Source organism: Pseudoalteromonas sp. NH0006-26 (assembly GCF_057552415.1).
This window is the reverse complement of sequence record NZ_BAAJMJ010000003.1, coordinates 249188-263064: the sequence shown is the minus strand read 5'-3', so window position 1 is coordinate 263064 and position 13877 is coordinate 249188. Positions and strand designations below refer to the sequence as shown.

Below are 13877 nucleotides of genomic sequence, written 5' to 3'. Positions count from 1 at the left end.
TTAAAGGGTTTGCTCCAAAATGCGAACAACTAATTGCTCAAAACTTGCCCCATTGGCTTTTGCTGCCATTGGCACCAGTGATTTTTCTGTCATGCCTGGCACAGTATTCACTTCTAATAAGTAAAATTGGCCTTGCTGATCTTGCATTGCATCGACGCGACCCCAGCCACTTGCACCCACTAAATCAAACGCATCGAGTGCCATTGCTTGTAATTTTTCGGTATCTGACTGTGATAAATCAGCTGGGCAATGATATTGCGTCGTACTTGACTGATATTTAGCTTGGTAGTCATAAAATCCATTTGGGGTGCTCATTTCAATTACTGGCTGTACCTCGTCACCGAGTACCGTAATGGTAAATTCACGACCCGTGATCCATTGCTCTACCAATACTTGGCTGTCGAACTTAAATGCATTAGTGAGCGCATCTTCAAGCTCTTCTGCAGAGCTAGCTTGTGCCATACCAATACTAGAGCCTTCATGCGATGGCTTTACCATCACCTTTTTAAATTGCGCCATAATGGCCTTGGCATCAAAGCCTTTTTTAGCATCAACCACAGCGTACGGTGCCGTGCTTAAGCCAGCCGATTTAAATAAGTGCTTACAACGAATTTTATCCATTGCCAGTGCCGAACCCAATACATTACTGCCGGTGTAAGGTAAGTTCATAAACTCTAAAGCACCTTGTACGGTACCATCTTCACCGCCTCGGCCATGCAACGCAATAAAAACGCGATCAACGTTTAAGTCTTTTAATTCCCACAATGAACGAATTTGTGGGTCAAACGCAATCGCGTCAATGCCGTTTTCTAACAGTGCATTTAACACCGCTTGCCCAGATTTTAATGACACGTCACGCTCTGCAGAGTTTCCACCTAGCAATACTGCGACTTTACCGAACTGAGAACTTACCTGTGTCATACTTCACCTTGCTTTAATTTTTCTATCGACATGTTTGTTGCTGCTAAACTTTTAACTAACTGACCTATGTTACCTGCGCCTTGCGTAAGTACTAAGTCATTATTTTGTAGGCAGTTAGCAAGTACACCTGCAAGCTCTGAGCTTGAAGCCACATGCAATGGCTCTTTGCCACGCTGACGTAAACTACGGCATAAACTCTTACTATCAGCGCCCACAATCGGCTCTTCGCCTGCACTGTAAACATCAAGCAATAGCAACTGATCAACCTCGGCGAGTACTTTCACAAAATCTTCGTATAAATCGCGAGTACGAGTATAGCGATGCGGCTGATAAACCATCACTAAACGCTTATCAGGCCAGCCCTCTCGCGCGGCGGTGATGGTAGCTGCCACTTCTGACGGGTGGTGACCATAGTCATCTACTAGCATCACATTACCGCATTCGTTTTCAAATTCACCATAATGCTGAAAGCGACGGCCAATGCCTTCAAAAGTATCTAATGCCGCTAAAATTGCATGATTAGCTATGTTTTGATCTTTTGCCACCGCAATCGCTGCGGTTGCATTTAGGGCATTGTGTTTACCTGGCATATTTAACTTGGCGGTTAAACTCTCGCCTTGTTTATTAGTAACAGTAAATTGGCATGTATTGGCTGTTTGGCTAAATTCACTCATTCGATAGTCAGCATCTTGCGATTCACCATAAGTGATCACCGGACGACCAAAGCGAGGTATTAATTCTGCGGCAACGTCTGAATCTATACACACTACAGCTAGCCCGTAAAACGGCAGGTTATGAATGAATTCAACATAAGTATCTTTCATTTTTTCTAAGCTGCCGCCATAGGTTTCCATGTGATCTTCTTCAATATTAGTGATCACCGATACCATTGGCTGTAAATGCAAAAATGAAGCATCGCTTTCATCCGCTTCAGCGATTAAAAAGTCGCTTTTGCCTACTTTAGCATTGCTGCCAGCACTATTTAATAAACCGCCAATAATAAAGGTTGGATCGAGCCCTGCTTGTGCATAAATGCTGGCAATTAAACTGGTTGTTGTGGTTTTACCATGAGTACCCGCAATGGCGATACCATGACGAAAGCGCATCAACTCAGCTAACATTTCTGCACGGCGAACCACAGGAATACGCGCAGCTTGCGCAGCTTGAATCTCAGGGTTTGTTTTATCAATTGCACTTGAAACCACCACCACATTAGCGTCTTTTACATTATTTTCATGATGGCCAATAAACACTTCAGCACCGGCTTTAATTAAACGCTCGGTCATGGCGCTATGCGCTATATCTGAGCCGGTAATACGGTAACCTTCAAAAGCCAATACTTCTGCAATACCGCCCATACCTGCACCACCTATTCCTACAAAGTGAATAGTTTCAATGCGGCGCATCGCGGGGCGTGTATATTTTTCTTTTGCTAATGTCTGTTTCACTTATGTTCTCTTATTTGTTACTTGCTCACAGTGCATAGCGACGCTGGCTGTGGCATCTAAAATAGCCTGCTGTTTTGCTTTAGCAGCCATTTTAGTTATTAATAAAGGTTCGGCTAAATAGGGACTTAAAAGTTCAACAATACTGCGCTGATTAAATTGCCCTTGTGGCATTAATAATGCCCCTTCTGCCATTACTAAATACTGTGCATTGGCTGTTTGGTGATCATCAACCGCGTGTGGAAACGGTACAAATACCGCCATTTTACCTGCTGCAGCAATTTCACTCACCGTTAGCGCTCCGGCGCGACAAATCACAATATCGGCCCAGCTATAAGCGGTATCCATATCATCAATAAATTCAGCAACAGTTACTTGCTCATCGCCCATTTGTTGCTGCTGGTAACTTTCGCTTACACTGGCAAAATGGCCTTTACCGGTTTGGTGCCAAACATTAATGGCACAAGTATCATTTAAGCGCTTAAATGCTTCTGGCAGTGTTTGGTTAAGTACTTGCGCACCTAACGAGCCACCCACAACTAGCATATTGATTGGGCTTGATACTTCCCGCTTAGGTATATCAACCACACTCTGACGCACAGGGTTACCCACCAGCTCAGCTTTACCACTGGCAAAGGCGCTAGGGAAAGCCGCTAATACGCGATTCGCAAATTTCGCTAGCCATTTATTGCTCATGCCAGCTACAGCGTTTTGCTCATGAATTACCAAAGGGATACCGAGACTTTTTGCCGCAATCCCCGTAGGGCCCGTTACGTAACCACCCATTGCTAAAACCACGTCAGGGCGTTGTTGTTTTAATACCTTACGCGCCTGCAATATTGCATTAATAACCATGAATGGCGCTTTAATGAGGCGTTTTAAACCATTACCTCGCACGCCTTTTACATCAATAAAATCAATTTCTATGTTGTGCTTGGGCACGACACTGGCTTCCATTCTATCTGGGGTGCCTATCCAGCTAACTTGCCAACCTTGCTGTTTGAGATAATCAGCAACCGCAATCCCTGGAAAAATATGTCCACCTGTGCCCCCTGCTACAACGACTATTTTTTTACTCATCGTTTAGCTCCACCCGACGTGGCCTGTTTGGTTGCCATCTTCGTTTCAAAATCTACTCGTAATAGAATACCTGTGGCTATGGTCATCATTAATAAACTTGAGCCACCATAGGAAATAAACGGCAGGGTTAATCCTTTAGTTGGTAATATACCGGCACTAGCGCCAACATTAACCATGGTTTGAAATGCAAACCAAATACCGATAGCTAAAGCTAAATAGCCTTCATATTCTTTACCGTTTTTAAGCGCATTTTGGCCAATGAGTAAAGCTCTAAATACTAATGTCCCTAATACCATTAAAATACTCAATACGCCCATAAAACCGAGTTCTTCAGCAATCACGGCAAAAATAAAATCGGTGTGTGCTTCCGGTAAATATTGTAATTTTTGTACGCTATTACCTAAGCCTTGGCCAAACCAATCACCTTGGCTATAAGCCATCAGTGATTGCACTAATTGATAACCTTTACCAAAAGGGTCGTCCCAAGGCTCTAAAAAACCCACCACACGCGCCATACGATAGGGCTCAAACACAATCAACCCAACCACCAGCGCAATACCGGTTAAAATAAGTGCAAAAAATTGCCAAAGCTTAGCACCGGCTAAAAACAATAAACCAACCGTAGTAACAAACATCACCACCACGGTTCCTAAATCTGGCTGCATTAAAATAAGCGCTGCATAAACGGCAAATACCGCGATAGGTTTTGCAAAGCCTTTAATGTTTTCTTGTACTTCACTGCGCTTACGCACTAAATAGCCTGCGATATAACTAAAAAAGAATAACTTAGCGAGCTCGGAGGCTTGAATATTAAACGGTCCTATAGGTATCCAACGGGTAGAACCATTCACTTCTCGCCCCACAATTAGCACCACCAATAACAACACCAAGCCGATTAGTAATAAGTAGGGGTTAGCTTTTTTCCACCACGACATAGGTACTTGAGTACTTATGCAAAATAAACAAAACGAGAGCCCTAAAAAAATACCGTGGCGGATAGTAAAATGATAAATGTTGCCAAACAGCCTATCGGCCGTCGGCATTGAAGCACTGGTTACCATCACAAAGCCCACCCCTATTAGCATTAGCATGCAATAAAGTAGCGGCACATCATAAAGCTGCGCCGAAGGTTTAGGGGTAAATGCCTCTTTAATATCCGCAAAAGCTATCATGGCAGCTCCTGCAATACACAGTGCACAAAATCATCGCCGCGCTGCATATAATTGTTATACATATCAATGCTGGCACAGGCAGGCGCGAGTAAAACAGTATCGCCTGACGTACTTAATTGTTTAGCAAGCGCTACAGCCTCAGACATGTTAGTGGTTAAATGACCTTTCGCAGTTAGTGCCACTAACTCTTTTGCATCTTTACCAAAGCAAATAAGTGCTTTAACGTGTTGCTCAACATAAGGTTTAAGTGCCTCTAAATCCGCGCCTTTTGCATCGCCACCAGCAATAACCACTAAGTTTTGTTGCTCACCCGCTAAACTATCAATAGCGGCAATTGTTGCGCCTACATTGGTGGCTTTAGAATCATTAAAATATTTAACGTCATTAAACTCACCCACAAACTGGCAACGATGTGCCAAGCCATTAAATTGAGCTAACGCAGTTTTATAATGCGCTTTAGTTATTTCAAACGGGCTGAGTAACGCCATTACTGCCAGTGTATTTAAATAATTATGCTTACCCACAACGGCTAAGGTACTTACTGGTAAATAAGCTTCGCCCTTTACCATAAAGTGCGCTTCGTTATTATGCTGTGCTAAGTGGTAATCGCCTTGTGTTTCACCAAAGCTCAGTTGTGGTGCTAACGTGCGACTCACTGGGTGGGTTTGCCTATCGTCAGCATTAATCACTAAAAGTTCAGCGCCGTCATATATACTTAATTTTGAATCTATATAAGCTTGATAGCTATCATAGCGATCGAGATGATCTTCTGAAATATTAAGTACGGTTGCACTGCTGGCTTTTAAGCTGTCAGTGGTATCAAGCTGAAAACTCGACAGCTCCAGTACAAATACATCAAAGTTACCGTCAAGTAAATCCAGCACAGCTGTGCCAATATTGCCGCCCAGTGCTACTTTATAACCTGCGGTTTTTAATACTTCGTAAGCAAGGGTTACTACCGTTGATTTGCCATTTGAGCCTGTTACCGCAACAATCGGTTTAGTGTTAATGCGGACAAATAGCTCAACATCACCAATCACTTCTACACCGGCATTCATTGCCTTCGCAACCGCAGGGGTTTTTAAACTTAGCCCGGGACTAATAATGATCATATCGCAAGCACTGAGCGCCGCGTTATTTAAATCACCAAAGTGAGTATTTAGATTAGTGGCATGTTGCTTGAGCCAATCAACACCGGGTGGATTTTCTCGGCTATCGACCACATGGGGCTGTATGCCTTGAGATAATAAAAAACGCACAATGCCCAGACCGGTTACACCGAGTCCGAGCACTGTTATGTGTTTATTTTTTATCTCGTTTAAATACTGCATTTATCGGATCTTTAATGTCGCAAGGCCAGCAAGTACCAGCACAATAGAAATTATCCAAAAGCGCACAATAACGCGTGGCTCTGGCCATCCTTTAAGTTCGTAGTGATGGTGAATAGGCGCCATTCTAAAAATACGTTGGCCACGTAATTTATAAGAACCAACTTGTAAAATCACCGACAGGGCTTCCATTACAAACACACCCCCCATAATGATAAGTAATAGCTCTTGGCGAACAAGCACGGCAATAATGCCTAAAGCACCACCAAGCGCTAACGAGCCTACATCGCCCATAAATACTTGTGCTGGATAGGTGTTAAACCATAAAAAACCTAACCCGGCTCCCACTATGGCAGTACACACCACAACTAACTCACTGGCCAGCGGCAAGTGCGGAATATGTAAATAAGCCGAAAAGTTAATATTACCAGTTAAATAAGCAATAATAGCCAGTGCTGCAGCCACCAAAATTGTTGGCACAATCGCTAAGCCATCTAGTCCGTCGGTTAAATTAACCGCGTTTGAGGTGCCCACCAATGCAAAATAAGTGATCACGATATAAAACAGGCCTAGTTGTGGCAGTACATCTTTAAAAAATGGCACAACAAGAGATGTCTCTGTCGCTTGGGTACTGGTCATGTAAAGTGCAGTAGCTACGACTAGTGCAATTACCGATTGCCAAAAATACTTCCACTTTGCAATCAGCCCTTTAGGGTCTTTGCGGATCACCTTACGGTAATCGTCAATAAAGCCAACAATCCCCAATGAGCCAATCACAAACAATGTGGCCCATACGTATTTATTAGACAAATCAGCCCACAATAAAGTGCTGGTGAATATTGCCGCTAAAATAAGTAAGCCACCCATGGTCGGTGTACCCGATTTAGACAAGTGTGATTGCGGACCATCATCACGTACTGTTTGCCCAATTTGCATGCGCTGTAAACCACGAATTAACTTTGGCCCCAAATAAAGCGACATAATTAACGCGGTCAAAATACCTAAAATGGCACGAAGAGTTAAATACGAAAAAACATTAAAGCCACTATAATATTGAGTTAAATACTCAGCCAGCCAAACTAACATTATGATACTCCATTGATGGCTTGTTGCTGGCCATTAACTAAATCGGTTACTAAAAGCTCCATGCGAGAACTGCGTGATCCTTTCACGACAAGGGTAATTTTTTTATCTACTTTGTTAATACTGTTTTGAATTTGCTGCAGCATTTGCTCACGATTTGAAAAGTGACGATTAGGCAGCTCAAATACATCACTGGCTGACTTACTTAATACACCGAGTGTAAATAGCTCATCAATGCCTTGCGCTAATGCATATTCGCCCACTTCTTGATGGTACTTACGAGCATCTTCACCAAGTTCTCCCATGTCACCCAAAGCCAAAATACGATGACCTTGAATATCGCTAAGTAAATCAATCGCCGCTTTTACCGATTTAACGTTGGCATTATAAGTATCATCAATAATGGTGAGTGAATCACTAGCTTCAATCAGGTTAACCCGCCCTTTAACTTCACCCATGGTCGCTAGGGCGCTGGCAATTTCTTCAAGTGACACGTCAAACTCACTGGTTAATGCCGCAGCAATAAGCGCGTTGCTAATATTATGCTTGCCTGGCAATGCTAACGTAACCGGAACTCTGTGTTGTTTGGTACATAATGTAAAGCTTGCTCGAGCTTGTGCATCTAGGCTGATGTCCTCAGCCCAAATATCCAGTTTTTCACTGCTAGAAAAACATTTAACCTTTCGCGCTGCTAATTTATCAAGCCAATACTGACTAAACTCGCTATCGCAATTAACAATGGCAATGCCATCGTCTTTTAAACCATCGTAAATTTCGCCTTTGGCTTGTGCTACCCCTTGTAAGCTACCAAAACCTTCTAAATGTGCCGCGGCAACATTACATACCACGGCAACATCCGGTTTGGTCATGGCGGTAGTGTAGGCAATTTCACCAATATGGTTTGCACCAAGTTCAATAACAGCATAACGATGCTGTGGCTCTAATCTCAATAAGGTAAGAGGCACGCCAATATCATTATTAAAGTTGCCTTTAGTCGCTAAAACATCCCCTTTACTTGATAAAATAGCGGCACACATTTCTTTAACTGTGGTTTTACCTACACTGCCAGTAATAGCGATAGTTTTAGGTGCAACTTGCGCCATAACCGCTGTTCCAATTGTGCCTAATGCAATACGGGTATCGGCAACTACAAATTGAGCAATGTCGGTATCAACAACGTGATCGACAATGACTCCAATAGCACCTTTTTGTTTTGCTTGCTCAATAAACTTATGACCATCAAAGTTAGGGCCTTTAAGTGCCAAAAACACTTCACCATCACATAAAGTACGGGTATCGGTGTTTATATTTATTACTTGACGATTATCACCTTGATAATCAGTTGCTAGCACATTAGCTAGCCAATCAAAATCCATTGGGATCATGCTTGAGACCCTCTTACTGCTTGTTTTAATTGTTGTTGTACAAATTGGCGGTCGCAAAAATCAATGCGTTTGTTACCTATAATTTGATAGTCTTCATGCCCTTTACCGGCAATTAAAATAACCTCACCGGCTTTAGCGTTATCTATAGCAAATTGTATCGCAGCACCACGGTCGGCCTCTAAATGGGCATTTAGTGGGTGTGTTAATCCTGCAGCTACATCATTAATAATTTCATTAGGATCTTCTGAGCGCGGGTTATCACTGGTAATGATCACTTTGTCTGCAAACTGCTCGGCGGCTTGTGCCATTAGTACACGTTTACCTTTATCTCTGTCGCCGCCGCAACCAAATACACAACTCACTCCACCTGGTACATGTTGTTGCAGCGCTTGTAACGCTAGTGCGAGTGCATCAGGCGTATGTGCATAATCAACCACGCAAGTAGGCATATTTGGCGCTGTAAATGCTTGCATTCTGCCTGCTACAGGTTGCAAATACTCACACCCTGCCACTAATTGCGTTAATGGGTAACCTAGCGCTAATAATGTGGCTAAAGCAGCGGTTAAATTGTATAGATTAAATTCACCATATAACGGTGATTTTATGGCAATATCACCCCAACTTGTAGTTAATTGCGCCGAAATACCGGTTGCTGAATAGCTAACATCAGAAAAATACACAAACTGAGCGTTTTTAGGGGCTAAGTTTTTACGGCCATAACAAATTAGTTTATTAAAGCTATATTTTTCAACCCATTGCTCTGCCTGTCCGTCATCTTGGTTAAGAATGACATTGGCAGCATCAAAATCACGAAACAGCATCAATTTGGCATCACCGTAACTATCCATGTCACCATGATAATCTAGATGATCACGAGATAGGTTAGTAAATACCGCCGCTTTGAAATGGCACTGATCAACACGATGCTGTACCAATCCATGCGATGATACTTCCATTGCTACTAAGCGGTGTTGCTGCTCTTTTAAGTCACTTAAAATATGCTGTAAATCAACCGTTGATGGTGTGGTGTTTTGTAGCGGTGTTAAATTATCTGGATGGCCATAACCGAGCGTGCCTATAATTGCGGCTTGGGTACGACAAAACTGTGCTAAATGAGCAATCATTGCTGTAGTAGTCGACTTACCATTAGTACCTGTTACACCAATTAAGTCTAACTCTAGGCTAGGTTGCTGGTAAAATTTACTCGCTAAAACAGGCAATTTTTTATTTAATTCTGAGACTAAATATAACGGCTCAAAATCACTTTCAAACTCACACAGTCTGTCGGCAATAATTGCACTGGCACCATTCTCAATTGCTTTATCAATAAACTGTCCGCCATCAAGCTGATGACCTTTTATTGCCACAAACACATCACCCGGTTTTACATCGCGGCTGTCTAAACGCAACTCGTTTACCATTAAACGTGCTGCATCTATTTCTAAATATTTTAAAATTGTGTGTAAATCACGCACCATCATCTTTGCCCTTCACGTATGCCACCGAGTCTTTATCTGGGGCAACGTTTAAAATTCTTAATGAATTAGAGATTATTTCTGCAAACGCCGGACCTGCCGTTGCGCCACCGTAATAAACATCTCCACCGGGCTCGTTGATTAATACCACAACGGCTAATCGCGGATTACTCGCAGGGGCAATGCCCGCAAAATAACCTACATATTCGTCACCATAACCACCTGCAGCGGCCTTTTTAGAAGTACCTGTTTTACCAGCTGCACGGTAGCCATCAACTTTAATACGGCGTGCGGTACCACCTTCTTCAAATACGCTTTCCATCATATGAACTACAGCTTCAACATCTTGTTGCTGAAAAACACGTTCACCTTCAGGTATAGAGTCTTGCTTTAGTACAGTGAGTGGGCGGTTCACCCCACCCGCGCCTAACATGGCGTAAAAACGAGCCATTTGCGCGGTACTCACGGCAATATTGTAACCAAACGAAAGTGCGGCAATTTCGTGATCTGACCAACGACGATTTGGGTAAAATAAACCACTACTTTCCCCGACCATGCCGGTACCACTATCACTACCAAAACCCACCTTTTGGTAAAGACCTACAAAATAGTCTTTGGGTACGGTTTGGCTTATTTTCGTTACGCCCATATTACTGGAGTACTTTAAAATTTCGCGCAGCGTCATTTCACCATGATTACGGGTATCTTGTACTAAGCTTCCCCCTAAACGCATCCAGCCTGGGTAGGTATCAACTTTGTCATCCGGTTGGATTGTGCCGTAGTCTAATCCAGCTAAAATGGCTAGAGGCTTAACGGTTGAGCCGGGTTCAAACAAATCGGTAATTGCACGGTTACGACGTTTATGAGGAGCCGCACCGCTTAAATTGTTAGGATTAAATGAAGGACTATTTACCATAGCCAAAACTTCACCAGTTTTAACATCAACCACCATGGCTGAACCTGAAGTAGCCTTGTAAGTTAATACCGCTGATTTAACCGCTTTGTAGGCAATCGCCTGAATACGTTGATCAATACTCAGTTGAATACTCTCAGGCTCCACTCGCTCGCGCTCATCAAGCACTTCAACTTCACGTCCTTGGGCATCTTTTCGAATCGTACGTCGGCCTTCTTCACCTGTGAGTGCATTTTCGTAAAGCTTTTCTATGCCTTCAATGCCTTTGCCATCGATATTAGTAAAACCAATGATATGCGCACTGACCTCACCGGCAGGGTAATAGCGTTTTGATTCATCTAATAAATGAATACCTGGTAGGCGTAAATCGCCAATATAATTAGCAACAGCCGGAGTAACTTGGCGTTTTAAGTAAACAAAGCGACGAGTAGGATCATCAAGTAGTCGGGTATTAATTTTGCTCGGTTCAATGCGCAGTACATCGGCTAGTTCACGCCAGCGCAAATCGTTTTTATAATACAGGGCGGTACGCTTGTTTAGCTCAGCGACATTTTCACGCAGAGTTTGCTGATCTTCACCATTTTTACGGGCTTGTCTGAGCACTTTGCTCACCAGTGATTTATGCAAAGCTTTAGGATCGGCATACACACTGACTACAGGCACACTAACAGCTAACTCTTTACCGTTACGATCGAAGATCATACCACGTTGCACATGCAATTTTTCAACACGTACTGTACGCTTGTCACTTTCGGAGCGAGCCTTATCGGGTTCAATTACTTGCAAATATGCGGCGCGCGATACCAAAGTCACAAACACTAAAAAAATCACCGCGCACACTAAAATAAAGCGCCATGCGATTAGGTTGTTGACTGGTTTTTTGCCTCGCGTTCTCATTGTAATATAATTACCTGCTCATCTTGGCTGGTTGGCCGCTTCATTTCTAATTGTGACGTTGAAACTTCTTCAATGCGTGCATGTTGCGAATAAAATTCTTCTTCCACTAAAAAATAACGCCACTCTAAATCCAATTCATCACGCTCTTGCAGTAACGAATCTTGCTCAATTAATTGCGCACGAGATAAATGAGTTACCTGCACCACGCTCAAACTTGACGCGAATATCACAACCAACAAGGCCAAGGTGATCTTGTTCGCACCTAGGCCTTTAATTATTTCAATAAATAGATTGGGTTGGCGATAACTCGCTTTTTTACTCATCCCAACCTCTGTGCAATCCTTAGTACTGAGCTACGAGAGCGTGGATTGCGAGCCACTTCATCAGCACTTGGTTTAATAGCTTTACCCACTGCTTTTAACGTCAGGTTTTTATTTATTTGTGCGTCGGTTAAAGGCAGACCTCTGGGTATCGCTTCTCCCTTACTCTGTTTTTTAATAAATTGTTTTACAATGCGATCTTCTAAAGAGTGAAAAGAAATAACAACTAAGCGACCACCCGGCTTAAGAACTTTAATCGCCGCTTGTAGTGCGGTTTGAATTTCCTCTAACTCGCTATTGATATAAATACGAATTGCCTGAAACGTGCGCGTTGCAGGATGTTTAAACTTATCTTTAACGGGTACTGCTTCATCAACTAAATCTGCGAGCTGTTTAGTGGTAGTAATTGGCGTATGTTCACGCACTTCCAATATCTTGTGCGCAATGCGCTTACCAAATTTTTCTTCACCTAGCTTTTTGATCACATGGGTAATGTCATCTAGTTCCGCTTCAGCTAACCACTGCGCAGCGCTACGGCCTGTGCTTGGATCCATTCGCATATCAAGCGGGCCGTCTTTCATAAAACTAAAGCCACGAGCGGCATCATCTAACTGCGGTGACGACACACCAATATCAAGTAAAATGCCATCAACTTTACCAATTAGATCGTTTTGCTCAGCAACTTCGTATAACTTTGAGAACCGTGAGTGAGCAATCGAAAAACGTGAATCATCGGCAAACTTTTCTGCTGACTTTATAGCTTGTGGATCTTGATCAATAGCCTGCAAGCGACCAGCGTCGCCCAAGCGCGCTAATATTTGCCCTGAATGCCCGCCACGTCCAAAGGTGCCATCCATGTAAATGCCGTCTGGCTTAATTGCAAGTGCATCTATGGTTTCTTCCATTAATACGGATACGTGTTCAAATTGCGCTGTCATTAGCTATTTTTTGCCTTTTTGTTTTGCTGCTAGAGGGTAAAGTTATCTAAATCGTCATTCGGTTCAAATTCGCCAAGCCTTTCAAGCTCAGTGTCTTGGCGCATTTGTTCGTGCCAACGCGCCTCATCCCAAATCTCAAATTTATTCATTAAGCCCACCAGCATAATTTTTTTGCCAAGTTCTGCATGTGAGCGCAAAGAAGGCGCCAGCAAAATTCGACCGTTTTTATCAAGCTGATATTCTGTCGCATTACCTAACAACATACGTTGCATTCGTCGCGCTCTAGGGTTCATATTAGATATTTTGGCTAAACGGCTTTCTATTTCTAACCATTCAGCAAGCGGGTATAACCAAAGGCAAGGCTCATTGAGTGCAACGGTGCAAATAACCGTTCCCTGATCTTCAGACAATAGCGTGTCTCGGTACTTTGTTGGTACCGCAAAACGTCCTTTATCATCCAAACTCAGTGAACTTGCGCCACGAAACATAAAAAGCCTATTGTAAAATTATTTTAATCAACTTTTTGATTAACCCGATCCAGTTTGATCCACTAAACACCACTTTTTACCACAGTGCTCCAGTTTAGGGCTTGACAAGCCTTTTTGTCAAGTAACTCACCCAGCTTTAGCGCCCCGCTAAGCCAGAAAAAATAAGGCTCAGATTAAAGCGATTGAATTGTTTGATAAAAAACCTGATCAACCGATAAAAATTTTTTTCATCGGTTTTTTTATTAACTTGTTGGCATTATTTGCTTAATGAATAAACAGTGAATAGTTACAATTTTTTGTTTGTAAAAATTACAAACCGTTGTCGCAATAGTTACAGCAATAAACACGTAAAAGTCAGCGTTAAAATTAAAAGTTATTACAAAACAGAAGCTTAAAAAATGGTTCAATCATTGCACCTGTTTAATTACTTCT

12 protein-coding genes are annotated in these 13877 nt (G+C 42.7%); all 12 read right to left on the bottom strand.

The annotated features are described in order from the left end of the window. From AC27JR_RS06235 to mraZ, 12 genes are read right to left on the bottom strand one after another with little or no spacing between them, the layout of a single operon-like run. A complete protein-coding gene (locus AC27JR_RS06235; RefSeq protein ID WP_487173089.1) occupies positions 1–921 on the bottom strand; it encodes a D-alanine--D-alanine ligase in 921 nt (306 codons plus the stop codon). Then, the gene (gene murC, locus AC27JR_RS06230; protein ID WP_372859162.1) at positions 918–2327 is read right to left on the bottom strand and encodes a UDP-N-acetylmuramate--L-alanine ligase; all 1410 of its coding nucleotides are present in this window, start codon (positions 2325–2327) and stop codon (positions 918–920) included. The genes AC27JR_RS06235 and murC overlap by 4 nt, the downstream gene beginning before the upstream one ends. Positions 2328–2369: 42 nt before the next feature. Next, positions 2370–3446: an undecaprenyldiphospho-muramoylpentapeptide beta-N-acetylglucosaminyltransferase gene (gene murG, locus AC27JR_RS06225; RefSeq protein ID WP_076919890.1), complete on the bottom strand. Its 1077-nt coding sequence runs from the start codon at positions 3444–3446 to the stop codon at positions 2370–2372. Then, positions 3443–4618, bottom strand: coding sequence for a cell division protein FtsW (ftsW, locus tag AC27JR_RS06220; RefSeq protein WP_010390699.1), 1176 nt, complete (start codon positions 4616–4618; stop codon positions 3443–3445). Before ftsW ends, murG begins: the two co-directional genes overlap by 4 nt. Further along, positions 4615–5949: a UDP-N-acetylmuramoyl-L-alanine--D-glutamate ligase gene (murD, locus tag AC27JR_RS06215; protein WP_487173088.1), complete on the bottom strand. Its 1335-nt coding sequence runs from the start codon at positions 5947–5949 to the stop codon at positions 4615–4617. Before murD ends, ftsW begins: the two co-directional genes overlap by 4 nt. Continuing rightward, positions 5950–7032, bottom strand: coding sequence for a phospho-N-acetylmuramoyl-pentapeptide-transferase (gene mraY / locus AC27JR_RS06210; RefSeq protein ID WP_076919888.1), 1083 nt, complete (start codon positions 7030–7032; stop codon positions 5950–5952). Then, a complete protein-coding gene (locus tag AC27JR_RS06205) occupies positions 7032–8414 on the bottom strand; it encodes a UDP-N-acetylmuramoyl-tripeptide--D-alanyl-D-alanine ligase (protein WP_487173087.1) in 1383 nt (460 codons plus the stop codon). The genes mraY and AC27JR_RS06205 overlap by 1 nt, the downstream gene beginning before the upstream one ends. After that, entirely contained in the window at positions 8411–9889 is a 1479-nt protein-coding gene (murE, locus tag AC27JR_RS06200; protein WP_487173186.1) for a UDP-N-acetylmuramoyl-L-alanyl-D-glutamate--2,6-diaminopimelate ligase, read from the bottom strand. Before murE ends, AC27JR_RS06205 begins: the two co-directional genes overlap by 4 nt. Continuing rightward, positions 9882–11699: a peptidoglycan glycosyltransferase FtsI gene (locus tag AC27JR_RS06195; protein ID WP_010390693.1), complete on the bottom strand. Its 1818-nt coding sequence runs from the start codon at positions 11697–11699 to the stop codon at positions 9882–9884. Before AC27JR_RS06195 ends, murE begins: the two co-directional genes overlap by 8 nt. Further along, a complete protein-coding gene (ftsL, locus tag AC27JR_RS06190; protein WP_487173086.1) occupies positions 11696–12022 on the bottom strand; it encodes a cell division protein FtsL in 327 nt (108 codons plus the stop codon). The genes AC27JR_RS06195 and ftsL overlap by 4 nt, the downstream gene beginning before the upstream one ends. Then, on the bottom strand, positions 12019–12957 hold the full coding sequence (gene rsmH / locus AC27JR_RS06185) for a 16S rRNA (cytosine(1402)-N(4))-methyltransferase RsmH (protein ID WP_054202314.1): 939 nt from the start codon (positions 12955–12957) through the stop codon (positions 12019–12021). Before rsmH ends, ftsL begins: the two co-directional genes overlap by 4 nt. A gap of 29 nt (positions 12958–12986) precedes the next feature. Continuing rightward, positions 12987–13445 (bottom strand): division/cell wall cluster transcriptional repressor MraZ, encoded by a 459-nt coding sequence (mraZ, locus tag AC27JR_RS06180; protein WP_010390682.1) that lies wholly within the window; start codon positions 13443–13445, stop codon positions 12987–12989. Positions 13446–13877: the final 432 nt, after the last annotated feature.

Coding starts and splice junctions, on each gene's coding strand:
- murG (WP_076919890.1), bottom strand. CDS start 3,446: ATGAGTAAAAAAATAGTCGTTGTAGCAGGGGGCACAGGTGGACATATT.
- murD (WP_487173088.1), bottom strand. CDS start 5,949: ATGCAGTATTTAAACGAGATAAAAAATAAACACATAACAGTGCTCGGA.
- mraZ (WP_010390682.1), bottom strand. CDS start 13,445: ATGTTTCGTGGCGCAAGTTCACTGAGTTTGGATGATAAAGGACGTTTT.
- AC27JR_RS06235 (WP_487173089.1), bottom strand. CDS start 921: ATGACACAGGTAAGTTCTCAGTTCGGTAAAGTCGCAGTATTGCTAGGT.
- ftsL (WP_487173086.1), bottom strand. CDS start 12,022: ATGAGTAAAAAAGCGAGTTATCGCCAACCCAATCTATTTATTGAAATA.
- AC27JR_RS06205 (WP_487173087.1), bottom strand. CDS start 8,414: ATGATCCCAATGGATTTTGATTGGCTAGCTAATGTGCTAGCAACTGAT.
- ftsW (WP_010390699.1), bottom strand. CDS start 4,618: ATGATAGCTTTTGCGGATATTAAAGAGGCATTTACCCCTAAACCTTCG.
- AC27JR_RS06195 (WP_010390693.1), bottom strand. CDS start 11,699: ATGAGAACGCGAGGCAAAAAACCAGTCAACAACCTAATCGCATGGCGC.
- murC (WP_372859162.1), bottom strand. CDS start 2,327: ATGCGCCGCATTGAAACTATTCACTTTGTAGGAATAGGTGGTGCAGGT.
- rsmH (WP_054202314.1), bottom strand. CDS start 12,957: ATGACAGCGCAATTTGAACACGTATCCGTATTAATGGAAGAAACCATA.
- mraY (WP_076919888.1), bottom strand. CDS start 7,032: ATGTTAGTTTGGCTGGCTGAGTATTTAACTCAATATTATAGTGGCTTT.